Origin of the sequence: Nonomuraea sp. WAC 01424 (genome assembly GCF_003947315.1) — a bacterium.
Taxonomy (GTDB): Bacteria; Actinomycetota; Actinomycetes; order Streptosporangiales; family Streptosporangiaceae; genus Nonomuraea; species Nonomuraea spiralis.
Genome location: NZ_QHHZ01000004.1, coordinates 142,102 through 166,849 on the forward strand (window position 1 = coordinate 142,102; position 24,748 = coordinate 166,849).

At 75.2% G+C, this 24,748-nt stretch carries 9 protein-coding genes; all 9 read right to left on the minus strand.

What is annotated here, in order from left to right; translation table 11 throughout:
• Positions 1-2: 2 nt before the first annotated feature.
• Genes DMB42_RS12990 through DMB42_RS13030 form a run of 9 tightly spaced genes read right to left on the minus strand, consistent with a single transcriptional unit; the run spans position 3 to position 24,736 of the window.
• Positions 3-1,217: an MFS transporter gene (locus DMB42_RS12990; protein WP_185844621.1), complete on the minus strand. Its 1,215-nt coding sequence runs from the start codon at positions 1,215-1,217 to the stop codon at positions 3-5.
• Positions 1,214-1,423, minus strand: coding sequence for an MbtH family NRPS accessory protein (locus DMB42_RS12995; RefSeq protein WP_125634140.1), 210 nt, complete (start codon positions 1,421-1,423; stop codon positions 1,214-1,216). Before DMB42_RS12995 ends, DMB42_RS12990 begins: the two co-directional genes overlap by 4 nt.
• Entirely contained in the window at positions 1,416-1,838 is a 423-nt protein-coding gene (locus DMB42_RS13000) for a hypothetical protein (protein ID WP_125634142.1), read from the minus strand. Before DMB42_RS13000 ends, DMB42_RS12995 begins: the two co-directional genes overlap by 8 nt.
• A complete protein-coding gene (locus tag DMB42_RS13005; RefSeq protein ID WP_125634144.1) occupies positions 1,835-4,369 on the minus strand; it encodes a penicillin acylase family protein in 2,535 nt (844 codons plus the stop codon). The genes DMB42_RS13000 and DMB42_RS13005 overlap by 4 nt, the downstream gene beginning before the upstream one ends.
• Positions 4,369-6,039, minus strand: coding sequence for a condensation domain-containing protein (locus DMB42_RS13010; protein ID WP_125634146.1), 1,671 nt, complete (start codon positions 6,037-6,039; stop codon positions 4,369-4,371). The genes DMB42_RS13005 and DMB42_RS13010 overlap by 1 nt, the downstream gene beginning before the upstream one ends.
• Positions 6,032-15,496, minus strand: a complete 9,465-nt coding sequence (locus DMB42_RS13015) for a non-ribosomal peptide synthetase (protein ID WP_125634148.1) — start codon at positions 15,494-15,496, stop codon at positions 6,032-6,034. The genes DMB42_RS13010 and DMB42_RS13015 overlap by 8 nt, the downstream gene beginning before the upstream one ends.
• Positions 15,493-20,751 carry a non-ribosomal peptide synthetase gene (locus DMB42_RS13020; RefSeq protein ID WP_125634150.1) on the minus strand — a complete coding sequence of 1,753 codons (5,259 nt, stop codon included), beginning with the start codon at positions 20,749-20,751 and terminating at the stop codon, positions 15,493-15,495. Before DMB42_RS13020 ends, DMB42_RS13015 begins: the two co-directional genes overlap by 4 nt.
• Positions 20,748-21,743 carry a hypothetical protein gene (locus DMB42_RS13025; RefSeq protein WP_125634152.1) on the minus strand — a complete coding sequence of 332 codons (996 nt, stop codon included), beginning with the start codon at positions 21,741-21,743 and terminating at the stop codon, positions 20,748-20,750. The genes DMB42_RS13020 and DMB42_RS13025 overlap by 4 nt, the downstream gene beginning before the upstream one ends.
• Positions 21,740-24,736: an amino acid adenylation domain-containing protein gene (locus DMB42_RS13030; protein WP_185844622.1), complete on the minus strand. Its 2,997-nt coding sequence runs from the start codon at positions 24,734-24,736 to the stop codon at positions 21,740-21,742. Before DMB42_RS13030 ends, DMB42_RS13025 begins: the two co-directional genes overlap by 4 nt.
• Between the last annotated feature and the right edge of the window lie 12 nt (positions 24,737-24,748).

Genomic DNA, 24,748 nt, shown 5'->3' on the forward strand with positions numbered 1-24,748 from the left:
CCTCACGCGTTTCTGATGGCACGCTGGGCGGCCCCGATCACGGAGACGGCGAGCACGCCGATCCCCCCGACGAGGAACGCCGACTCCGGCCCCTGGCGGGCCACGATCACTCCGATGAGCACGGCCGCGATCGGGAAGGCGGCGATCGTGACCGCGGTGAAGGCCGCCATGACGCGGCCGAGGATCTCGGCGGGCGAGATCCGCTGGACGAGCGTCAGCGCGACGACGCTCAGCACGCCGGCCGCCAGCCCGAGCACGACCATCGCCGACAGCGGCGCGAGCAGGCCGGGCAGCCGCGGGAACGCCGTGAGCACCAGGCCGTCGACCACGAGCAGGCCGAGGGCCAGGTAGCCGCGCCTGGGCAGCCGCCACACCAGGCCGGCGGCGAGGGTGCCGAGCAGCAGGCCGCCGCCCTGCGCCCCGAGCATCAGCCCGTAGACGCGCTGCCCGTCGTCGAAGTGCCGGTCGAGGTAGATCGGCAGCGCCACGTTCATCATGGCCGTCGAGGTGAGCTGCGACAGGGCGGCCATGACCAACACCGCGACCAGCAGCCTGGACCGGCGGGCGAACGCCCAGAAGCCCGTACCGGCCGGGGCGGCGGCCGGCGCGGCCCGGCGGGCGCGTACGGCCAGCAGCGTCCCGGCGGAGACCAGGAACGTCGCGGCGTTCACCGCGAGCACCGCGGCGGTGCTCAGCGAGGCCATGGCCAGCCCCCCGACCAGCGGCCCGGCCATGGCGGCCGTCACCATCAGCGCCTCGCTGACCGCGTTCCCCCCGGCCAGCTCCTCCTCGTCGAGAAGGGTGGGCATGATGGCCCAGTACGCCGGCAGGAACACCCCCTCCAGCAGCCCGAGCAGCACGATCCCCGCGCCGAGCGCCGGCAGCCCGCCCGCCGGACCGGTCGCCGCGACCAGCAGGACCAGCACCCCGGCCCGCCCCAGGTCGGCCACGAGCATGACGTTCCTGGGGCTCCACCGGTCGGCCAGCAGGCCGCCGAGCGGCGCGCCCGCCACGCGCCCGACGCCGAGCAGGGTGAGCATGACGGCCAGGTCCTTGGCGTCGCCCATGCGCAGCACGACGAACGGCAGCGACACCGCGAACACCATGTCGCCCAGCGTGGACAGGACCTGGCCGGCGACCAGCCGGCGGAAGCCGCGGTGCCGCAGCGGGGCCAGCAGGCCCGGCGCGGACAGATCCTGCGGCCGCACATCGCTCACTGCGGCTCCGCGGGGGCCACGCCGTCCATGTGCCGCCGCAGGCTGAGCGGCCGCATGTCGGTCCACACACGCTCGATGTGGTCGAGGCAGGACTGCTTCTCGCCCACGACCCCCACCTCGTGCCAGCCCTCCGGGCAGGGACGGCCGGCCGGCCAGATGGAGTACTGCTCCTCGTGGTTGACGACGACGGTGAACGTCTCAGACATGTTCGTCCTCCTTGGTGTCCAGCGAGCCGCTTCCCGGCCCGAGTCGAGCGGCCCGGCCTGACCGGACGTCGGCGCCCAGCCGCCTGGCCGCGCCGCCGATCCACGCGCCGGCCAGCGCCAGCAGCAGGGTGTAGACGAGGGTGGCGGCGACGACCACCCAGCCGAGCCCCCGGGCGTTGAGTGCCATCGCACCGGCCAGGTCGGCCGCGTCGAGGGTGCGGGCGCCGCCCTGCCACACCAGCGACGCGGCGCTCGCGACGGCCGTCGCCGCCAGCAGGGCCGGCAGGGGCCGCCTGACCGGCGCGGCGGCGCCCACCACCAGCCCGGCCAGCGGAAGCACCCACCACCAGCCGAGCGAGAGTCCGGCGAGATCGGCGACGGCCACGGCCGCCGCGAGGAGAGCCTGGCGCTTCATGAGGTCACCTTCCACTGCACGGTGCGGGCCCCCTGGACGGCCGCGCCTTCGAGTACCGGCCAGTAGCGGCCCTTCATCCACAGCGGGATGCCGTTGCCGTACCAGGGGGACATGGGGTTCTCGCTCTGGCCGCCCGCGGTGACCGCCTGAATCTGGCCCGTCCCCCAGTCGACGCCGAAGCGCCAGGTGGCCCCGGCGGTCGCCAGGTTGCTGAGCGGGCGGCCGTCGGCGGCGTCCCTGGTGCCGACCGAGACGTTGGGCGTGCGCGGGTTGCCGCCCCACCCGGGGTAGGGGCCCAGGTCCAGCGCGGACATGCCGGCGAGGTTGGGGAACAACACGGACTCGTACTTGCCGTAGGTCCAGTTGCGGAAGTCGGGGCCGTACTTCTTGAGGGCGTTGGCGACCGTCTCGTGGAAGGCGGCGCGCATCACGTCCGTGGCGTCGCGCCGGGTGCCGTCGGGCAGGGAGAAGAAGGCGTTGTCCGGGTCGTTCTGGATCCAGCCGAGCACGGTGCCGCGCAGGGTCTCGTTCGCCCAGGCGCCGGAGTCGGCGTTGCGGGGGAGCAGCCCCTTGTCCGGGTCCTGCGGCACCTTGTAGTGCGTCCACCAGGGCTGGAACGTCGCCCAGGAGAGCCGGTTCTTGTAGGAGTCGAAGAACACCGGCTGCGGCTTGTCGGGGCTCGCGGTGTAGTCCCAGGCGGCCAGGAGGTCGGCGACCCGCTGCTCGAACGGGTCCAGCTCGACCCCCTTCAGGGCGCCGAGCAGCAGCGGCACGAGCTGGCGGGCGTGGTTGTCGTGCCAGTCGCTCTGGAGCGCGGCGGACTGCGCCAGCGTCAGTTTGTCCTGGTGGGAGAGCTGCTCGACGATCTCGCCGTCGCGCCAGCCGCGTTCCACGAAGTTGTAGGACGTGGAGTACTGGTAGGGGTAGTCGCCGCTCGCCTCGCGCTGGTTGGCCGAGACGATGTAGCCCTCGGGCGGGTTGACCGAGGAGGGCAGCGCGTCGTGGGCGATCGAGCCGGTGACGTCGCCCGAGCCGTCCCCGGCCAGCGGCAGGGCGGGGTTGCCCGAGGCCACCTGCGGGGCGACGCCGACGTTGAACATCGCGATGTTCCCGCTCCGGTCGGCGTAGGAGAAGTTGAGCGCCGGGGTGGTCCAGCCGCGCAGGCTCGCCCGGAACCCGCCCAGGTCCTTGGCCCGCAGCAGGGCGAGCATGCTGCTCATGTTGTCGCTCGGCAGCGTGCCCGCCCACCACACGGCGTAGTCCCTGGCCTGCACCCGCATGATCGGGCCGTGCGCGGTGAGGCGGACCTGGTGTTGTTCGGTCGCGCCGCCGCGGACCTTGATCGGCTCGGGAACCGAGGTCAGCGGTTGCCACTTGCCCTGGTAGAAGTGTTGGCCCGGCCGCGCGGGGTCGGTCCGCTCCTCGTAGAAGAGGGTCGTCGGGCGTTGGGAGGCGGTCAGCCCCCAGCTGAACGTGCCGGTCTTGCCCAGCAGCGGCACCGGGATGCCCGGGGTGGTGACGCCGCTGAAGTGGTAGCCGGGGCTGCTGCCCTCAAGCTGGTACCAGATGGAGGGCAGGCTGTAGGGCAGATGGGGGTCGGCGGACAGGATGGGCGCGCCCGACGCGGTCCTGCTGCCGGAGACGACCCACGAGTTGCTGTTGCCCAGGGAGTGGACGGCGGCGGCCGGCACCGTCGTCGGCGGCGTGCCCAGCGGCCCGGGCGCCCCGTCCGCCGGAACCCCGTCGGCCGGGTAGGCCCGCACCGGCAGGGGCTCCAGGGGCAGCTTCTTGAACGGCCCCTTGTCGTACGGCTGCTGCCGGTTGCCCGGGACGACCGGGAACCACTGGTCGAACACCTTCTGGCCGAGCGCCTTCTGCGCGAAGGAGAACCGTACGGCCTGCTCGTCGAAGCTGATCTTCTGGCCGACCAGGCGCTGCACGGCCAGGCTGTCCACGGGCGTCCACTCACGCGGCTCGTAACCCAGCACGGTGAACAGCGTCGGCAGCCGGTGGTCGCGGACCAGCTCGCGGATGGCGTCGTTGACGCCGCGGCTGTAGGCGGTCAGCGTCTCCCTGGCCGGACCGGCGGGCAGCGCCGCCCAGTCCCGCCGGGCGGCCCGCTGGAGGCCCAGGTCGCGTTCGAACCGGTCGGACTCCAGGGCGTCCGGGCCGACGATCTCGGCCAGCTCGCCCTGGGCCTGGCGCCGGGTCAGATCCATCTGCGCCAGCCGGAAGCGGGCGTGGACGTACCCGATCGTCCTGAACAGGTCGGCGTCGACGCCCGCGGTGACGTGCGCGAGGCCGTTGTCCTCGAACGCCACGGTGGCCGGCGCGCTCAGGCCCGGCAGCGAGACGGTCTCGGCGCGGGCGGGCCCGGCGTCGGCGGCCGGCCGCCACACCCCGCCGCCCGGGTTCAGCGTCGCCCCCAGAGCGGGCAGGCCCGCCAGGCCGGTGGCGGAGGGGACCAGGACGGCCGCGGCGAGGATCACGCCGCCGCCCACCTCCAGGGTCCGCCGCAGGTGTCGCCACATCAGTGGCCCCCTAACTCGTACGTCGCAGTGGCGGCCCGCACCTTGACGGCCAGGCCCCTGGCGGTGGTGTCGTCGAAGAGGTCGCGCAGGACGAGCCGGTAACCGGTCGCCTGCTCGATGTCGAGCGCGAGTTTCATGGCCAGCATGGAACTGCCGCCATGGTCGAAGAAGTCGTCGGTGACGCCCAGCCACTCCTTGCCGAGCACGTCCCGGACGCACCGCAGCACCCGCGCCTCGACGGCGTCGTCCGGCGGGACCCGGGAGCCCTCGCCGGGCCGTGATCCGGGGGCGGGCGGCTCGATGCGGCGGCCGGAGAACCCGTCCCGGTGGCCGGTGGCGGGCCGGAGCCCGGTCAGCGCCGCCTCGACCGGCGTGTCCGGCGCGGCGGCGGCCATCAGGTCCAGCACCGCCGCCACCTGCCCCAGCAGGCCGGACGCGGTCGCCGGCTCGAACACGTCGCGGTTGTACTCCAGGTCGAGGAGCATCCCGCTCGTGTTCCTGTGCAGGTCGAGGGTCAGGTCGTACTTGGAGACGCCGGGCTCGGGCGGCTCGCCGGTCACCTCGACGCCGGGCCAGCTCAGGTCCTGCCTCGGGGTGTCCTGGCCGTTGAGCATCACCTGGAAGATCGGCGTCCTGGACAGGTCGCGTACCGGTTGCAGGTGCTCCACCAGCCGCTCGAACGGCACCTCCTGATGCGCGTACGCCTCCAGGCACACCGTGCGGACCCGGCTCAGCAGCCCGGCCCACGACAGACCGGCGGGGACGTCCACGCGCAGCGGCACCACGTCGATGAAGCAGCCGACCAGGCCCTCCAGCTCCGGCCGGGAACGGCCGGCCGTCACCGTGCCGACGATCACCGCGTCCTGGCCCGACAGGCGGCACAACACCACGGCGTACGCGGCCAGGACCGCCATGAACAGGCTCGCGCCGCACCCGTGGGCCAGCCGCTCCAGGCCGAGCGCCACCGGCTCCGGCAGAGCGCGGACGACCCGGGCCCCGTCGAACGTGGGCACGTCCGGACGCGGCCGGTCGGTGGCCAGCTCCAAGGCGGCGGGCGCGCCCGTCAGCACCCGCGACCAGTGGTCCAGCTCCTCGCGCAGCGCCTCGCCGGAGAGCCGCTCGCGCTGCCACAGCGCGAAGTCGCCGTACTGGACGGGCAGGTCGGGCAGCTCGGGGGCGCGTCCCCCGCGCAGCGCCGTGTAGGCGGCCGACAGCTCCGCGGCCAGCACGCCGAGCGACCAGCCGTCGCAGACGATGTGGTGGATCACGATCAGCAGCACGTGGACGCGCGGCTCCAGGCGCACCACCACGACCCGCAGCGGCGGCGCCGACCACAGGTCGAACGGCTCCCGCAGCACGCCCAGCCGGACCCGGTCCAGCTCCCGCCGCCGCGCCTCGGGGTCGAGCCCGGACAGGTCCACCAGCTCCGGCGTGACGGCCCAGGACTCCAGGACCGCCTGCACCTGCGTGTCCGGCTCGAACCGGGTCCGCAGCGCCTCGTGCTGGTCCACCACGTGCTGGAAGGCCGCGCGAAGCGTCTCCATGCTCAGCTCGCCGTCGAGACGCAGCGTGACCGGCATGTGGTAGGCGGCGTTCCCGGGGTCGAGCTGATGGAGGAACCACAGCCGGGCCTGCTGGAAGGACAGCGGGAACAGGAATTCCTCACCCATTTTGCTCCTTCTCCCCGTTCTGTGACTGGTCCGGGTTCTGTGACTGGTCCGGCCCGCGGCGTCGCGTCCGGCGGTCGGCCCGCGTGATCGGCGTGCTCCGCGCCGCCCCCGAATCCCGGGCGCCGGCGACGGCCCGTACCATCCCGGCGATCGTCGGCGCCAGGAAGATGTCCCGCAGGGCGATCTCCACCCCGGTCCGCTCGGCCACGCCCGCCGCGATCCGCGGTATCTGCAGCGAATGGCCGCCCTGCTCGAACAGATCGTCGTCGAGGCCGACCGCGTCCACGCCGAGCACCTCGCACACCGCCTCGGCGATCTGCCGTTCCAGGGGGGTGGCGGGCGGGTTCAGCACCCTGCCCGCCGCCGGGCGCGGCTCGGGCAGCCGGGCGCGGTCCACCTTGCCGTTGGCCGCCCTCGGGAGCGCTTCGAGCGGTACGAACACCGACGGCACCAGGTACGACGGCAGCGACCGGCCGGTGAAGGTCCTCAGCTCGGCCGGCAGGCCCTCGTCCACGCGCCCGGTGCCGACGTAGGCGACCAGGCGCCCCTGGGCCGCGTCCGCGACGACCACGGTCTCCCGTACGTCGGGATGCCGGATCAGGGTGGCCTCGACCTCGCCGGGCTCGACCCGGAACCCCCGGATCTGCACCTGGTCGTCGGCCCGGCCGAGGAACTCCAGCGCGCCGTCGCCGTTCCACCTGACCAGGTCGCCGGTCCGGTACATGCGCGACCCCGGCGGCCCGAACGGGTCGGGCACGAAGGCCGCCGCCGTCAGGTCCGGCCGACCCAGGTAGCCCCTGGCCAGCCCGTCCCCGGCGATGAACAGCTCGCCCGCCACGCCCGGCGGGAGCAGCCGCAGGCCCGCGTCCAGCACGTGGACCCGGGTGCCGACGTCGGGACCGCCGATCGGCACGCTCTCCCCGGTCCAGCCCTCGGGGGCCGGCCAGAGCGTGGAGTTCACCGTGGCCTCGGTCGGCCCGTACGCGTTCAGCAGCCGCCGTCCCGGGGCGAACCGGGTCACCACCTCGGCGGGCACGGTCTCCGACCCGGTCAGCACGGTCACGTCCGGCGGCAGGTCGCAGCCTGGTGGCAACGCGGCCAGCAGGGACGGCGACAACGCCAGATGGGTGATCCCGTGCTCGGCGACGTACCCGGTCAGCAGCTCGGGCGCCACGCGCCGCGCGGCCGGGACGACGACCAGCCGGGCGCCGGTCAGCAGCGCCATGCTCAGCTCCCAGAAGGCCACGTCGAAGCTGACCGACGCGAACTGCAGCACCCTGCTGCCCGCGCCCACGCCGAACCGCTCGACCGCGGTCGCCACCAGGCTCGGCACCGACGCGTGCGTGACGACCACGCCCTTGGGACGGCCGGTCGAGCCCGAGGTGTAGATCACGTACGCGGTGTTGCCCGGGGTCGGAGGCCGCGTGACGGGCGGCGACGACGGGCGGCCGGCGATGTCCGGGTCGTCCGCCAGCAGCACCGGCGGGCCGCCGGGCGGCAGCAGGCCCGCCGTGCCGGCGGTGGCCAGCAGCACCACCGGGCGGGCGTCGGCCAGCATGTACGACACCCGCTCGGCCGGATGGTCCAGGTCCAGCGGCAGGTAGCCGGCGCCCGTCTTCAGCACCGCCACCAGCGCCACGAACAGGCCGAGCGACCGGGGCAGCGCCACCGCCACCAGCCGTTCCGGTCCCGCGCCGCGCTCGGCCAGCAGGTGCGCCAGCCGGTTCGCCGCGGCGTCGAGCTGCCCGTACGTCATCCGCTCCGACTCCAGCACCAGCGCCACGTCGCCGGGCCGCCGCGCCGCCTGCGCCTCGAACGTCTCCGCCCAGCAGGCGGCGGGCAGGTCGGCGGCCGTGTCGTTCCAGTCCAGGAGCAGCCTGCGCCGCTCGGCCGCGTCCATGACGTCGATCTCGCCGATCGGGCGGTCCGGCTCGGCCGCCACGCCGCGCAGCAGGAGCAGCAGCCGTTCCACCAGGGACGCCGCCGCGTCGTGGTCGAACAGGTCGCTCGCGTACCCGAGCGTGCCCGCCGCCCCGGCGCCGTCCGGCAGCGCGGTCACGGTGAAGGCGAGGTCGAACTTGGCCGCGACCGGACCCACCTCCGCCACCTCGACGGACAGGCCCGCCAGGTCCAGCGGCGGCGGCCCGGCGTGCTGGTAGGCGACCGCGACCTGGAACAGCGGGTGCGCCGACAGCGAGCGCACCGGGTTGAGCGCCTCGACCAGCCGCTCGAACGGCAGCTCGGCGTGCTCGTAGGCGGCCAGGTCGGCGGCCCTGACCCGGGACAGCAGGTCGCGGAACGCCGGGTCGCCCGAGGTGTCGGCGCGCAGCACCAGCGTGTTGACGAACAGCCCGACCAGGCCGTCCAGCTGCTCCTGGCCGCGGGCGTCCACGGCGGTGCCGAGCGGGACGTCGGTGCCCGCGCCGAGCCTGGTGAGCAGCGCGGCGACCGCGGCCTGGAGCACCATGAACATGGTGGCGCCGGACCGCCCGGCCAGGTCCCTCAACCGCTCGTGCAGCTCGTCGTCGAGGGTGAAGCCGACCGAGCCGCCCCGGTGGCCGGCCACGGCGGGCCGCCGCCGGGTGGTGGGCAAGCGGGGCTCGGCGGGCAGGTCGCGCAGCGTGTCCGTCCAGAAGTCGAGCTGTCGGCGCAGCTCGCCGGCCGGGTCGCGCTGGTCGCCGAGGGCGCGGCGCTGCCAGATCGCGTAGTCGCGGTACTGCACGGGCAGCGGCCGCCACCCGGGCTCCCGCCCGGCCCGCCGGGCCAGGTACGCCTCACCCAGGTCGCGCAGGAACGGCCGCAGCGAACCCTCGTCGCCGGCGATGTGATGGATCACCAGCAGCAGCACGTGCTCGCCCGGCCCGGTCGCGAACAACCAGGCGCGCAGGGGGATCTCGGCGGTCAGGTCGAACGCGTGCCGGGCCGCCGACTCCATGCGCGCCGGCAGGTCTTCGGCCGTCACGTCCACCACGTCCAGGTCGGCGGGGGCCGCGTCCAGGACGATCTGGCAGGCGGTGCCCCGGCGGTCGGGGAAGATCGTGCGCAGGATCTCGTGCCTGCCGATCAGGTCGCCGAGCGCGGCACGCAGCGCCGCCCGGTCCAGGGGGCCGGACAGGCGCAGCGCGACCGGCAGGTTGTAGGTGGGGCTCGGTCCCTCCAGCCGGTGCAGGAACCACAGCCGTTCCTGGGCGTACGAGAGCGGGGCCGGGCCGCCGTCCGCGACGGGCGCGAGCGGCGGGCGGTCCGGCTGGTCGGCGGCCGTGTCGCCGGAGCCCAGGGAGGCGGCCAGCGCGGCGGGCGTGGGGTGCTCGAAGAGCCGCCGCAGCGAGACCGGGCGTCCCAGCACCCGTGACAGCCGCCCGGCCGCTCGGGTGGCCAGCATCGAGTGGCCGCCGAGGTCGAAGAAGTCGTCCTCGGCCGAGACCGTGGCGGCGTCCAGGCCGAGCACGTCCGCCCAGGTCTCCACGACGACGGCCTCCAGCGGCGTGCGCGGCGCGACGTGGTCCGCGCTCCGGGGCGTTCCGGCCGTGTCCGGGGGAGCGGGGAGCGCGCCCCGGTCGGTCTTGCCGTTGAGGGTGCGGGGCATGCGGTCCAGCGGGACGACCAGCGACGGGATCATGTACTCGGGCAGGTGATCGCGGAGAAAGGCCCGCATCCCGGCGACCGACGGCACCCCGGAACCCGACGGCGGGGCGGAAGCCGATGGCGGCCCAGCGTCCGGCGGCGGCACGGAGGCCGGTGGCGGGGTGGCGACGAGGTAGGCCACCAGGCGGTCGTCGTGCACGGCGACCACGGCCTCGGCGACGTCCGGGTGCTCGGCGAGCCGTGCCTCGATCTCGCCCGGCTCGATACGATGCCCGCGCAGCTTGACCTGCTGGTCGGCCCGCCCGGCGAACGACAACCGCCCGCCCCGGAACCGCACCAGGTCCCCGGTCCGGTACAACCGCTCACCGGCGGCGAACGGCGAGGGCACGAAGCGCTCCGCCGTGAGCGCGGGCCGGCCGAGATAGCCGTCGGCCACCCCGGCGCCGCCGACGTACAGCTCGCCGACGGCCCCTTCCGGCAACGTCCGCAGGTTGTGGTCCAGGACGTGCAGCCGGGTGTTGGCCACCGGACCGCCGAGCGCGATCGCGGCGGGATCCTCCACCGGGCCAGTGGCCGACCAGATGGTCGTCTCGGTGGGGCCGTACAGGTTGGCGACCCGGTGACCGGCCGCCAGCAGCGCCCCGGCGACCTCGGGGGAGAGGGCCTCGCCGCCGGACCAGACCCGCAGCGGACGCCGTGCCCGCCAGCCGGACTCCAGCAGCATGCGCCAGGTCGCCGGCGTGGCCTGTACGACGGTCGCGGCGCACGACCCGATCAGCCCGCCCAGCAGGACCGGGTCCGCCGCCTGCGCCGCCGTGGCGACCACGACGCGGGCCCCGGCCAGCAGCGGCGCGAACAGCTCCAGCACCGAGATGTCGAACGACAACGTCGTCACCGCGACCAGTACGTCGTCCGGGCCGAGCCCGGGGTCGGAGCAGACGGAGGCCAGCAGGTTCAGCACGGCCGCGTGCGGCACCACCACCCCCTTGGGACGGCCGGTCGAGCCCGAGGTGTACATCACGTACGCGCGGTCCCGCCCGCCGGCGCCCGTCGCAGGGACGGGGAGCCCGGCGGCCGGATCGTCCGGCGTCACGACGTCCAGGCCGGGCACGGGCGCCGCGTCCGGGGACTCCGCGACGAGCACGCGCACCCCGGAGTCGGCGATCATGAACTCCAGCCGCCGCCGGGGGAACTCCGGGTCGAGCGGCACGTACGCCGCCCCTGCCAGCCACACGCCCAGCAGTACCGGCACCATCAGCGGCGACCTGGGCAGCAGCACGCCCACGGTGTCACCGCGGCGCACGCCACGGGCGGCCAGCACGGCGGCCGTCCGGCGGGCCAGCTCACCCATCCGGCCGTAGGTCAGCACCCGCCCCGCGTCCCCGCCGCCGTTCTCACCGACCCCGCCGTCCACCAGGGCGAGCCGGTCGGGTGGCGCGGAGGCCAGCACCGCGTCGGCGACGGTTCCGGTGGGGATCGGACGATTCGGGCCGGTTCCGGTAACCAGCAGCAGCGCGCGCTCGTCCGGCGTCAGCGCCTCCGGCTCGGGCGTCGCGCCGGTCAGCCAGTCCAGTACGGCGGCCAGGCGGCCCGCGTACCGGGCGGCGGTGTCCCCGGTGAACAGGTCGGTGTCGAACTCCAGGAAGCCGCCGATCCCCGACGGCTCGTCGCGCAGCCAGAACGTCAGGTCGTGCTGGGCCGTGCCGGTGTCCAGCGGGTGGTGCGCCGCCGTGACGCCGGGCAGGTCGAGGCCCGGCGTCGCGCCGCTCTGCAGGGCGAGCATCACCTGGAAGACCGGCGTCCTGGACAGGTCGCGCTCCGGCCTCAGGTGCTCGACCAGCCGCTCGAAGGGCACGTCCTGATGGGCGTACGCCTCCAGGCACACCCGCCGCGCCCTGGCCAGCAGCTCGCCGGCCGCCGGGTCGCCCGAGACGTCCAGGCGCAGCGGCACCACGTCGATGAAGCAGCCGACGAGGTCCTCGACCTCGGGACGGGAACGCCCGGCGACCGGCGTGCCGATCACCAGGTCGTCCTGGCCGGACAGCCGGGACAGCACCACGGCCAGCGCGGACAGCAGGACCATGAACGGGGTGACCTCGTGCGCCGCGGCGGTCCGCCGTACGGCCGCGCTCAGCTCGGGCCCGAGCTCGACCGGCAGGGTCGCGCCCCGATGGGCGAACACGGGCGGGCGCGGCCGGTCGGCGGGCAGCTCCAGTGCCTTCGGGGCGCCGTCCAGGACCCGTGACCAGTGCGCCAGCTCGGGGGCGAGGGCGCGGTCCGACATGCGGTCGCGCTGCCACAGGGCGAAGTCGCCGTACTGGACGGGCAGGCCGGGCAGCTCGGGCTCACGTCCCGCGGTCAGGGCCGTGTAGGCGAGGGAGACCTCGGTCGCCAGCACGCCGACCGACCAGCCGTCGCACGCGATGTGGTGCACGACCAGCAGCAGCACGTGCTCGGCCGGGGCCGTCCTGACCAGCAGAGCCCGCAGCGGAAGGTCCTCCGCCAGGTCGAACGGGGTGCGCGCGGCACGGTCGAGCAGGCGCGCGAGGGCGGCCTCGTCCGGGGCGTCGGCCATCTCCAGGGCGGGGCCGGGGCCGGTCCGCACCCGGGGCCTCGGCAGGTCGTCCTCGGTGACGTACGTGGTGCGCAGCGTCTCGTGCCTGGACGTGACCAGCGCGAGCGCGCCGCGCAGGGCGGCGACGGCCAGCTCGCCGCGCAGCCGGACCGCCAGCGGGATGTTGAACAGCGAGTCGGACGGGTCGTACTGCTGCATGAACCACAACCGCCGCTGCGCGAACGACAACGGGATCAGGTCCCGGTCGGCCACCCGCCGGATCGGCGGAACGGCGTCCCGCTCGGGGACGGCGGCGAGCGCCCGCGCCGACGCGGCGAGGGTGGGATGGTCGAAGACGAGCTGCACCGGGACCGGCCGGGACAACCGCTGCGCGAGCCGGGCGACCAGGCGGGTGGCCAGCAGGGAGTGCCCGCCCAGGCGGAAGAAGTCGTCGGAACGGGAGATGCCGGCGGCGTCGCGGCCGAGCACCTCGGCCCACGCCTGGGCGACCTGCCGTTCCAGCTCGGTGGCGGGCGCGGCCGGGGCGCGCGCCGGGGCCTCGGGGACGGGGAGCAGGTCGAGGTCGGGCTCACCGTCGCCGTCGAGCGGGACGCGGTCCACCAGCAGGACCGAGGCGGCCTCGCCCGCCAGCTCGCGCAGCTCGTCGGCCGCGGGCGGGGAGGTGGCGGGGACCACGTAGGCGACGAGGAGGCCGTCGCGTTCCACGGCCACGACGTCGCGGGCTCCCGGGTGTGCCGCCAGCCGTTCCTCCAGCAGGCGTTCCGGTGTCACGCCGAGCGGGACCAGCGTCCCGTCCGGGCGGACGCGGGCGCGTTCGCCGGTGCGCAGCAGTCGCTGCCCGTGGCCGTACGGGGAGGGGACCAGGCGCTCGGCGGTCCGGCCCGGCCTGCCGGGGAACCCGAGCGGGAGACCGGGACCGCCGAGGTGGATCTCGCCCACCGCCCCAGGGGGAACGGGCCGCATCCGATCGTCGAGCACGTACACCTCGACCCCGGCGACGGCCCGCCCGCACGGAACCCCACCCCCGGCGGCGGCACGGCCGGGCGGGGGAGGCGGGGCCGCCGTCGCCACGGCGGGACCGTCGGCCGGGCCATAGACGGCCCGCGGCCTCCACCCGGCCGCGTGCAGGGCGTGGGGGGTGAGCGCGGTGCGGCTGACCAGGAGGTTCGTGATCGGCGTCAGCGCGTCCGGGGTTTCGTGCCGGAGGCGGCCGGACAGCCGGGTGGTGAGCAGCGCGTCGGTGATCCCGTGCGTACGGACGGCTTCGCGCACCGCCTCCGGGGTGAGGTCGTCGGGCCCGAGGATCACGCCGCGCGACCCCGTGAGCAGCGTCCCCCACAACTCGGCGAGCGCCGCGGGCGAGGACACCGGCGCGGTGTGCAGGCGTACGCCACGGGCCCCCGAGCCGCTGGCCCGCGCGACGGCGTCGTGGGTGAACAGCGCGCCCGTGCCCACGACGGCGGCCGGCAACCCGGGATGCCCCGCCGGCACAGACGAATCGGAGCCTGCGGGAGGAAGGCGGTCCAGGCAGAGGGCGGGCACACCCGCCGCGCCGAGGGCGTCCAGATGCCCGGACGAGGTCAGCAGGAGGCAGGCGTCGCTCCGGGCGACGGCGTCCCAGTGGTGCTCGGCGGGGTGCGCCGGGTCGAGCGCCAGATGGTGGCCGCCCGCGAGGACCGTCGCCAGGCAGGCCACCGCCTGGTCGAGTGCGCGTTCGAGGAGGACGGCGACGGGACGGCCCACCGGCGGGTCGCCGCCGAGACGGGCCCGTACGGCCGCGGCCAGCCGCCCGGCGTCCTCCAGCAGCTCGCCGTAGGTGAGCCGCCGTTCCCCCTCGATCAGCGCGACGCGGCCGGGATCGCGGTCGGCGACGCGGGCCACCGCCTCGCCGAGCCCGGCCCCGGCCAGCACGTCCGGGGCGGCCGGTCCACGGCCGAGCGCCAGCTCACCGCCCGTCTCCCGGGCGTCCATCAGGTCGAACGCGGCCAGCGGAACGTCCGGCGCGGCGAGCCCGGACTCCAGCAGGGTACGCACGGTACGCGCCAGCCCCCCGGCGACCTCCGCGTCGAAGCGGCCGGTGTCGTACTCGCAGCGCAGCGCCGGATCGCCGAGGTCGAACCCGGCCACCAGCGGGAACTTGGCCGCCCGCGGATCGAGCGGGAGCCGTTCCGCGGCCAGGTGGCCGAGCCGCCCGCCGGGCAGCAGCGGCGGATCGACGGTGAGCATGAGGTCGAACAGCGGCCCGCGCCCGCCGGTCCCGCCCTGCCCGGTCACCGGCTCCGGCGGCACGTCGGCGTGCGCGACCGCCGCGCGCAGCGCCCTGGCGGCGAGCGCGGTCAGCTCGGTCAGGCCCGGCTCGCCCGCCCAGGCGACGCGTACGGGCACAGAGGTGACGAGGAAGCCCACGGAGAGCTGCGTACGCGGGTTGTCCCGGCGGGCGTGGGGCACGCCGATCACCACGTCCCGGCGCCCGGTCATGCGATGGCAGGCGGCGGCCAGCACCGCCAGGTAGACGCTGTGCTCGGTGACGCGGGCCGAGCGCGCGTACGCCCTGACCCGCTCCGGCAGGCTCGCGGGCAGCGGTTCCCTGACGGTCGCGCACGCCCGCTCCGGCGGCTCGTCCAGCCGTCCGGGCAGCCCGCACGGTTCCGCCCCCGCCAGGGCCCCGGCCCAGAACGCCGCCGCCGCGCCGTCGACGGCCGTCGCGGCCTCGCGCAGCGCGAGGTCCACGGGCTCGGCGGCGCCGTCCGGACGCGCCGCCGCCGGGTGCCCGGCCAGGTCGGCCGCCAGCTCCCGCAGCAGGACGCCGACCGACCAGCCGTCGGCCACGATGTGGTGGACCGCGAGCAGCAGCAGGTGGTCCTCGGGGCCGAGCCGCCACAACACCGTACGGACCAGCGGCCCGCGCCGCAGGTCGAACGGCTCGTACGCGGCCTCCGTCGCCTCCGCCACCACCTCGGCGAACGGACGTCCGGTGGCGTCCAGCGTGGTGAGCCGGTGCTCGCGGCGGCTGCGTACCCGCTGCAACGGCCGGCCGTCCACGGCCGCGAACGTCGTGCGCAGCGACTCGTGCCGGTCCACGGCCGCCTGGAACGCGCGCTCCAGCGCCGCCTCCTCCAGAGGCCCGCGCAGCCGCAGCAGGGCCGGCATGTGGTACGCGGTCCCGCCGGGCGCGAGCTGGTCCAGGAACCACAGGCCGCGCTGCGCCGCCGTCACCGGGAACAGGCCCTCGCGCTCTCCCGGGGCCGCGCTCATCCGGGCGAGCAGCACGCGCTGGGCGTCGGTGAGCGTGGTCACCGGTCCTCCTCCATCTCCAGGCGGAGCAGGTCCAGCGCCTCCGTGGGCAGCGCGGCGACGTGGTCGAGCAGCGCCGAGCCGGTCAGGGCGGCGTCCGGGCCGGTGTCCGGGTCCTCGGGGAGCCCGTCCAGGACGACGGCCAGCTCGGCCACGGTCGGGTGGTCCAGGACGTGCAGGGCGTCCACCGGCCGCGCCATCAGCCCGGCCAGCTCGGCCGCGATCCGCATCGCGGCCAGCGAGTGGCCGCCCAGCTCGAAGAAGTCGTCCGTACGGCCCACGCGGGGCACGCCGAGCAGGCGGCTCCACACCCGGGCGATCGCCGTCTCCGTCGTACCGGCGGGGGCGGTGTACTCGGTCGGGGCGGGACGCGGCAGCCGGGCCCGGTCGATCTTGCCGTTGACCGTCGTCGGCCACTCGTCGAGGAGCACGACGCGGGCGGGCACCATCGGGCCGGGCAGCAGGCCCCGCAGGTACCGGGTGACGTCGGCGGCGAGGCCGGGCTCCTCGACCCGGCCGGGAGCGACCCGGGCGTACCCGATCAGGCGTGCGCCGCCGGTCTCCACCACGGCGGCGATCACGGCGGGATGCCCGGCCATGGCGGCCTCGATCTCCCCCGGTTCCACCCGCACGCCGCGGATCTTGGCCTGCCGGTCGGCCCGCCCGGCGAACAGCAGGACGCCGTCGCGGCGGTGGCGGGCCAGGTCACCGGTCCGGTAGAGCCGCTCGCCCGGGGCGAACGGCGAGGGGACGAACCGCTCGGCGGTCAGCCCCGGGCTGCCGTGGTACCCGCGCGCCAGTCCGGGCCCGGCGACGTAGACCTCGCCGACCGCCCCGATCGGCACCGGCCGCAGGAACCCGTCCAGGACGTAGACCGGGCAGTTGCGCACCGGCCCGCCGAGCGGCGTGCTGCCCGGCTCGGCGCCCGCCGGGTCCACCACGTGGAACGTCGCGCAGACGGTGCACTCGGTGGGGCCGTACCCGTTGACGACGGTGAGACCGGGCACGAGCCGGACGAGCCGTCGCAGCAAAGGTTCGGGGATCGGCTCCACGCCGACCAGCAGCCAGCGCAGGCGTACCCGGGCGCCCTGCCGTTCGAGGTGGGCGGCGAGGTCGGGCAGCAGGTGGGGCGGCAGGTAGGCGCCGGTGATCTCGCGTTCGGCGAGCCAATCCGCCAGCGCGCCGGCGTCGTGCCGGGCGTACGGCGGGCACACCTCGACGGTGGCGCCGGCGGTGAGCGCGGTGAACACCTCGTGCACCGAGACGTCGAACCCCGGGCTGGTCCACCACGCGCACCGGTCCAGCGCCTCGACGCCCGCCCGCGCGCGGAAGTCGGCGGCCAGGTTGAGCACGCCGCGGTGGGCGCAGGCGACGCCCTTGGGCGTGCCGGTGGAGCCGGAGGTGTAGATCAGGTAGGCGAGCCCGTCGGGGTGGCCGGGGGCGGAGGGGCACTCCCCGCCCGCGGCGGCGTCCTCCACCAGCACCGTACGGCCCCGCAGGGCGGGGCGGGCGGCCAGGTCGGGGCTGGTCAGCACGACGGCGGGCCGGGCGTCGTCCAGGATGGCCGCGAGCCTGGCGTCGGGATGCTCGACGTCCAGCGGCAGGTACGGCGAGCCCGCGCGCATGGCCGCCATCATGGCCACCACCAGCCCGGACGAGCGCGGGAGCAGCAGCGCGACCGGCCGCTCGCCGCCGGCGCCGTGCGCGGCGAGGGCCGCCGCCAGCGCGGCGCCGCGCCGGTCCAGCTCGCCGTAGGTGAGCGTGCCGTGCTCGTCCCGTACGGCCACCGCGTCGGTACGCCCGGCCGCCAGCACCGCCTCGTGCACCGTCGGCGGCCCGTCCACGTCCGCCATGGCCGCGTTCCACTCGCGCAGGAGCAGGTCCCGCTCGCCGGGCTCCAGGAGGTCGACCTCGTCGGGACGCAGCCGGGGCGCGGCCACGGCCGCCGCCAGCGTGCGTTCCCAGTGCCGCGCGAAGGCCCGTACGTCGGCGGCGTCCAGCGTGCCGGTGTCGTGGACGAACGACCACGTCAGCCCCTGCGGCGTGGCGACGATCTCCACGGTCAGCTCGAACGGCGCGGTGAGCTGCGCGGCGAACCTCAGCCGCGCCTCCAGCCCGCCCATCCGCCGCGCCTCCGGGCTCCCGTCCAGGAGGGACGGCGCGAGCCCGTTCGGCGCCTGCTGCTGCGTCACCATGATCCGGATGAGGTCCGCGGCGCGCTCCGCGGGCACACACTCCTCCAGGATCTGCTGGTACGGGTACTCCTGCCCGGCCTGTCCCGCCGCCACGGCGTCGGCGAGGCGGCGCAGGTGGGCGCGGAAGTCGTCGTCCGAGTCGATCTCGCAGACCAGCGGGAGCGGGTTGACGAAGTACCCGACGGCCGAGGCCGTACCGGGGTCCAGCCGGCCCGAGGCGGGCATGCCGAGCAGGAACCGGCGCTCGCCGGTGTACCGGTACAACGTCCAGGCGAGGCCGGCCAGCATCGCGGTGTAGAGCGTGATGCCCTCCTGACGGGCGAGGTCGAGCAGCCGTCCGGCGAGCTCGCCGTCCAGGCGTACGCGGTGCTGGGCGGTGGGGGCCGTGGGCATGGGGGCCGAGGGGGTGGGGTGCCGGTGGGCCTGGGGCAGGGCGGCGGAGGGGGGCAGGTCGTGCAGGGTGTCGTGCCAGAAGGCGGCCAGTTCGCGGCCGTGGTCGCCGGACAGCAGGCGCGCCTGCCCGGCCGCCGCGTCCGCCGGGTCGCCGGCCGGGGGCCAGCCGGGCCGTTCACCGCGTGCCAGCAGTTCGTAGCATTCGCCCAGCTCGCGGGCCAGCAGGTCCAGGGACCAGCCGTCGCAGACCAGATGGTGGGCGCAGAGCACGAGGACCCCGCCCTCCGGCGCCGCCGTCCCCCGGACGAGCGTCGCCCGCCACAGGGGGCCTGCCATGGGGTCGAGGCCGCCCTTGGCGCGTTCCTGGACCACCCGGTCCAGTTCGCCGGGCGTCACGTCGCCGAGGTCGAGGACGTCCAGCGTGAGGCCGTACGGGAGCGGGGTGCGCTCGGGGCGGCCCAGCACCTCGGGGAAGTGGGTGCGCAACGCCGGGTGCCGGGCGCTGAGCAGGTCGAAGGACTCCTTGAGCAGGGCGGGGTCCACGGGGTGGGTCAGGTCGAGGGCGATGGAGAGCACGTAGTGGTCGGGGTCGTGCGACAGGCGGGCGGCCAGCCAGAGCCCCCGTTCACCCTCGCTGAGCGCCCCGCTGTCCGCCACCTCGGGCGGCCGGGCCCCGGATTCGGCCAGGGCACCCGTGACGGCTCGATCGACCGCGGCGTCGGGGCGGCCCGTCGCGGCGTGGACGACCGCGGCGTCGCGGTCGACCAGGGCGTCCCGAGCGACCGCGGTGGCCAGCTCGTCCGCGGTCGCGCCGGCGAGGAGGTCGCGTAGCGGCAGCTCCAGCTTCAGGCGTTCCTGCGCGGCGTGGCGCAGCTCGACCGCGCGCAGCGAGTCCAGGCCCGCCGAGGTGAGCGGGCGGTCCGGGGGGATCGGCCCGGACACGCCGACCACGACCGCGGCCAGCGCCGCCAGCTCCGCCGCGAGCTCGGCCCGCGCGGCCCGTTCGGCCCGCGCGGCCGCGTCGGTGTCGAGGGGGGTGGGGGCGGCCGGGGTGGTGGTGAGGGGGGTGAGGGTGCCGGTGAGGTAGCGGTGGCGGCATTCCGAGCGGCGGATCTTGCCGCTGGGTGTCTTGGGGATCGCGCCGCGCCGGGTGAACACCAGCCGCTCGGCCCGTACGCCGAAGGTCGCGACCAGCGTACGCTGCACCTCCGCCGCGAGCCCGTCGAGGACGGCCGGGTCGCCGGAGGTCAGCTCGATCACCACGGCCAGGGCCGGCTCCCGCTCCACCTCCAGCTCGAACGCCGCCACCCGCCCCGCCTGGACCGCGGGAAGGCCGCCGGCCAGGGCGTGCTCGACGTCCTCGGCCTGGAGGTTGCGGCCCCTGACGATCACGACGTCCTTGAGCCGGCCGGTCACGTACAGCTCGCCGTCGCGCAGGAAGCCCAGGTCGCCGCGGCGGCGGAGGCGCTGCCCGCCGGCGTCCGGCGGGAAGGTGGCCGCGGTGCCGTCGGGATCGTTCCAGTAGCCCTGGGCCACGCTCGGCCCGCGCACGCAGATCTCGCCGACCTCCCCGTCGGGCAGGGGCGTCGTCCCGCCGGGCGGCAGCGTACGGACGACGTGGCCGGGGATGGCGGTGCCGCACGAGACCGCGCCGCCCGAGTCCAGGCGCACGCCCGCGCCCTTGACGCCGCCGGTGGCGATCAGCGTGCTCTCGGCCAGGCCGTAACAGGGGTAGACGGTCTCGCGGGCGAACCCGTACGGGCCGAACGCGGCGGCGAAGCGGTCCATGGTGTCCCGGCGTACCGGCTCGGCGCCGCAGAACGCCACCGACCAGCTCGACAGGTCCAGCCCCTCGCGGCGCTCCGGCGGGATCTTCCTGACGCACAGGTCGAAGGCAAAGTTGGGGCCGCCGCTGGTCGTGGCCCGGTGTTCGGTGATCGCGGCCAGCCACGCCCTCGGGTCGGCGAGGAAGTCCAGCGGCGACATGAGGACGACGGGGAAACCGGCGTAGACGGGCTGGAGGATGCCGCCGATGAGCCCCATGTCGTGGTACGGCGGCAGCCAGATGACGCCCACGCTGTCGCGGGTGTGGCCGAACAGCGTACGGATCGCGGCCGAGTTGTCCAGCAGGTTGGAGTGGGTCACGATCGTGCCCTTGGGCGTGCTCGTCGAGCCCGACGTGTACTGCAGGAACGCCACGTCGTCCGCGCGCCCGGCGGGCGGGGTGGAGGTGGGCGGCTCGCCCGTTCCCTCGTCGGTCGCCAGCCAGTACGCCGAGGTGGTGAGCCCATGCCTGGCCAGGCCGTCGCGGCCGAGGTCGATCAGGCCGGCCTGGGTGATCACCACGCTGGGTTCGGCGTCGGCCATGACGGAGACGAGCCGGGGGAGTTGCCGTTCGTCCAGCGGCGGGTAGGTCGGGACGGCGATGACGCCCGCGTACAAGCAGCCGAAGAAGGCGGTCACGTAGTCGGGCCCGGGTGGCAGCAGCAGCAGGGCGCGGTCGCCGCGCCTGGCCCGCCGGCGCAGGCGGGTGGCGAGCACCGCGGCGCAGTGGTGCAGATCGCCGTAGGTGAGATCGCCTGATCCGTCCCGGAAGCCGATCGCGATCCGGTCCGGAGTGTCCTGCGCCCGTTGCCACAGGACGTGCGCGAAGGAAGGTCCGAGGTTCATGTACGCCCCACGATCCTGGTTCTGGCGAGCTTGAGCGCGTGCAGCACGGACACGGCGGGCAGCCCGGTCGTGTCACTGGTACGCAGGCTCGGCCCGGTGTCGCCGCCGAACCTGCGGCACACGTACTTGTGAGAGTCGTAGACGGTGCCGAGCGCGCGGGCGAAGGCCCGGTGGTCGGCGGCCAGTTCCGCCGGCAGGCCGCGCAGCGCCGGGCGGAGCCGGGCGAACAGCCTGACCAGGTACTGGTGGTCGGGGGAGAGCAGGCCGCTGAACCCGTCGGTCACGAACGGCGCCTCCATGGACTGCCGGACACCGCCGTGGTACTGGTTCGCGCTGAACTCCGCGGTGAACACGAACGCCGCCGCGCTGGCCTGCAGCAGGCGCGTGGCCAGCCGCAGGTTCCGGCGCGCGGCGGCCATGTCCGCCTCCTCCAGCGCGGACTGGAAGGACTGCAGGGCCACGATGACGCACTGGGTCAGCGCGAAGAACACGTGGTGCCCCACCCGCCAGCGCCGCAGCGGGTCCAGGTGCCAGCGCAGCAGCGGCGGCTCGGGCACCGCGGCGGGCCGGGCGTCCACGCCGGTGGACAGGCAGATCATCGTCCGCAGCGCCGAGCACAGGGACGACCAGTCGGCCCAGCTCAGGCGGGTGCCCGCGCCGAGCCCCTCCTCCAGCAGCGAGCGGTAGGCGATGAGCAGGCTGCGGGCGAACACGCCGTCGGTGTGCCGGCCGGCCCTGACCACGCCGAAGTAGGCGTCGTACTCGCGCAGCCGGTCGTCGTAGACGTAGGAGCGGGCCTTGTCGGCGGCCTCCGGCTGCTCGGTCCCGGACGGCGGCGACGGCAGCGCCCGCAGCCGGTCGAGCAGATCGGTCGCGGCCGGCCCGCCCGCCATCCGCCTGGCCAGCAGCAGCGGGGCCGGGGAACCCTGGGTGACGGGCAGGTCGCGGTCGCGCAGCGGGAGCCGGGTCGGCTGGAGCAGCACCAGGCTCATCGCGGGCTCCGCGGGCCGGCGAGGCGGGCCCGCTGCCCGGCCGGGTCGGGCATGAAGCCCACGTCCACCATGTACGAGAAGCACTTGTGCGCCAGGTCGGGCGTCATGGGCGGGCAGGCGATGCCCGAGCCCTCCAGCGCCGCCAGCGTGTTGGCGCACTCCGCGCGCAGATCGGTACGCCCGAGCACCTCCGGGGTGAACGCGGGCAGGACCGACCGCACCCGTTCCTGGAACAGCAGCGGCAGCAGCGGGAAGAGCGGATTGTCCGGGCCGAGCGTGACCAGGTGCTGGACGGCGGTCTCCAGCGGGACGGTCTCGAACTCGTAGCCGAAGGAGCGCACCCAGCCGTACACCTCGGTCAGGGGCACGGGGTTGAGGTTCCACAGGTGGAAGTTGCGGCCGACCGCGTCCCGCCGGAGCGAGATGTGCGCGACGGCGCGGGCCGCGTAGTCGATGGGGATGGCGTCGAACAGGTAGTCCATGTCCGGCACCACGCCGAACTCCAGCAGGCCCTTGATCTGCAGCAGCAGGTAGTCGCTGGTCTGGGTGGCGCCGGTGCCGCTGTGGCTCATCATCATGCCGGGCCGGTAGATCGCCGCCGGGACGCCGCGTTCGCGGGCGATCCGGACCAGGTGGTCGCCGGCCCACTTGCTGCGCGCGTACGCCTCGGGCGCCTCCAGCGGCACCAGCGGCTCGTTCTCCAGGTACGGCCGGTCCCGCCCGGTGTGCAGGAACACGTCGATGCTGGAGATGTAGTGCACCGCCTTGAGCCGTTCGGTGACGGCCAGGCGCAGGACGTCGGCGACGGAGTCCACGTTGGCGGGCTTGAGCGCGCTGTAGGGGTAGACGAAGTTGACCAGGGCGCCGCAGTGGTAGATCGAGTCGATCACCCCGGCGAGCCGGACGAACCCCTCCTCGCCCAGCCCGAGCAGCGGCTCGGCCAGGTCGCCCGCCAGGGCCTCGATGCGGTCGTCGTAGCGGTCGTCCCAGATGAGGTAGCGCCGCATGACCTCGCGCAGGCGGTTCTTGCCTTCGGTGGACGACGACGCGCGGACCAGGCACCAGACGGTCGCGTCGGTGCGTTCGACCAGCTCCTTGAGCAGGAACGCGCCCAGGTAGCCGGTGGCGCCGGTCAGCAGGACGTGCCGGGGGACGTCCCAGGCGGCCTCGGGCAGGCCGGGCGTCACGGTGATCGACTCGTCCAGCGTCGTCTCGGCGAGCACCTCGCCGAGGTCGCCGGGCTCGTCGGCGGGAGCCTCGCTGCGCCTGGCCGCCTCGATCATCTGGGCGGTGCCGGCCACGTGCGGCACCTCGAACAGGTGGTGGATCGACACGCTGACCCCGAACCGGCTCCACAGGCCGAGGGCGAGCCTGGCCAGGTGCAGGGAGTTGGCGCCGAGGTCGAAGTAGCTCTGGGTGACGCCGAACCGGCCGACGCCCAGGATCTCCGTGACGAGCTGGGCGACCTCGGTCTCCAGGGCGGTCATCTCGCGGCCCGCCCCGGGCTCGGGCCGCGGGTCGGCGAGCTGGCTGCGGTCGATCTTGCCGGCCACGTTGCGCGGCAGCTTGTCCAGTACGACGACCCGGCCGGGGACCATGTGCGCCGGCAGCAGCCCCGCCGCGTGCGCCCTGACCTCCTCGGGGTCGGCCTCGCCCGCGACCCACGCCACCAGCCCCGCGCTCTCGCCGAGGACCCGTACGTCGGCGGCGGCCTCCAGGACCGCGGGGTGCGTGGCGAGGGCGTGCTCGACCTCGGCCAGCTCCACCCGGTACCCGCGGACCTTGACCTGGTGGTCGACCCGCCCGCAGAACTCCAGTTGCCCGTCGGGCAGCCGCCGCACCCGGTCGCCGGTCCGGTACATCCGGCCGCCCGGCGCCTGCGCCCACGGGTCGGGCAGGAACCGTTCGCCGGTCAGGGCCGGCCGGCCGCGGTAGCCGCGCGCGACGCCCGCCCCGCCCACGAACAGCTCGCCGACCTCGCCGTCGCCGACCGGGTCCAGGTCCTCGTCCAGCAGCCGCATGCCCGAGCCGGCGATCGGGAACCCGATCGGCACGACCGCCCCGGGGCCTTCGGGCCTCAGCGTGGACGTCGTCGTCCACACGGTCGTCTCGGTGGGGCCGTAGTTGTTGACGAGCAGGCACTCGGGCAGCAGGGCGTGATGCCGCTCGACCAGCGAGCGCGGGCACGCCTCCCCGCCGACGATCACGCAGTGCAGGCTCGCCAGGGGAGCGGCGTCGTCGGCGTGGATCAGCGAGTAGAGCGACGGCGTGCAGTCCAGGTGGGTGACCCGGTGCCGGGCGATCAGGTCGCGCAGGGCGCGCGGGTCGCGGTGCTCCTCCGCCGAGGGCACCACGATCTGCCCGCCCCTGGTGAGCGTCCAGTAGAGCCCGACCGCGCTGGCGTCGAACGAGAACGACACCAGCAGCAGGAAGCAGGCGGGCTCCGGGCGGCCGAGCTCCCACTGCGCGAGCGTGGTGTGCGTGATCTGCCGGTGGGTGACGGTCACGCCTTTGGGCTCGCCGGTCGAGCCGGAGGTGTAGATGACGTACGCGGCGTTGTCGGGCAGCACCGGGCTGTCGGGCCGGGTGGCGGGCTCGTCCTGGAGCTGGTCGAGGTCCGACAGCACCGTGGTCCACCCGCCCTGCGGCACGGCCCCGCTCAGCGACTCCGGCGCCACCAGTACGGAGGCGCCGCAGTCGGACATCAGGTAGTGGAAGCGGCGCGCCGGGTTCCCCGGGTCGATCGGCACGTAGGCGCCGCCGGCCTTGAGCACGGCCAGCAGCGCCACCACCGTCTGGACGTCGCGTTCGGCGATCACCGCCACGCTGGTCTCCGGGCCGACGCCGAGCCGGCGCAGCCGGTGGGCGAGCCGATTGGCCCAGGCGTCGAGCTCGGCGTACGTGAGATCGGCGCCCAGATAGGTCACCGCGCAGGCTGTAGGGCTCTTGTCGGCCTGCTGCTCGATCAACCTGTGGAGCAACGTCACACCCATCGCGGGGCACCC

Bases quoted from the DNA above. Each gene is read 5' to 3' on its own strand.
- DMB42_RS12995 (WP_125634140.1), bottom strand. From the start codon at position 1,423: ATGTCTGAGACGTTCACCGTCGTCGTCAACCACGAGGAGCAGTACTCC.
- DMB42_RS13000 (WP_125634142.1), bottom strand. From the start codon at position 1,838: ATGAAGCGCCAGGCTCTCCTCGCGGCGGCCGTGGCCGTCGCCGATCTC.
- DMB42_RS13005 (WP_125634144.1), bottom strand. From the start codon at position 4,369: ATGTGGCGACACCTGCGGCGGACCCTGGAGGTGGGCGGCGGCGTGATC.
- DMB42_RS13010 (WP_125634146.1), bottom strand. From the start codon at position 6,039: ATGGGTGAGGAATTCCTGTTCCCGCTGTCCTTCCAGCAGGCCCGGCTG.
- DMB42_RS13020 (WP_125634150.1), bottom strand. From the start codon at position 20,751: ATGAACCTCGGACCTTCCTTCGCGCACGTCCTGTGGCAACGGGCGCAG.
- DMB42_RS13025 (WP_125634152.1), bottom strand. From the start codon at position 21,743: ATGAGCCTGGTGCTGCTCCAGCCGACCCGGCTCCCGCTGCGCGACCGC.
- DMB42_RS13030 (WP_185844622.1), bottom strand. From the start codon at position 24,736: ATGGGTGTGACGTTGCTCCACAGGTTGATCGAGCAGCAGGCCGACAAG.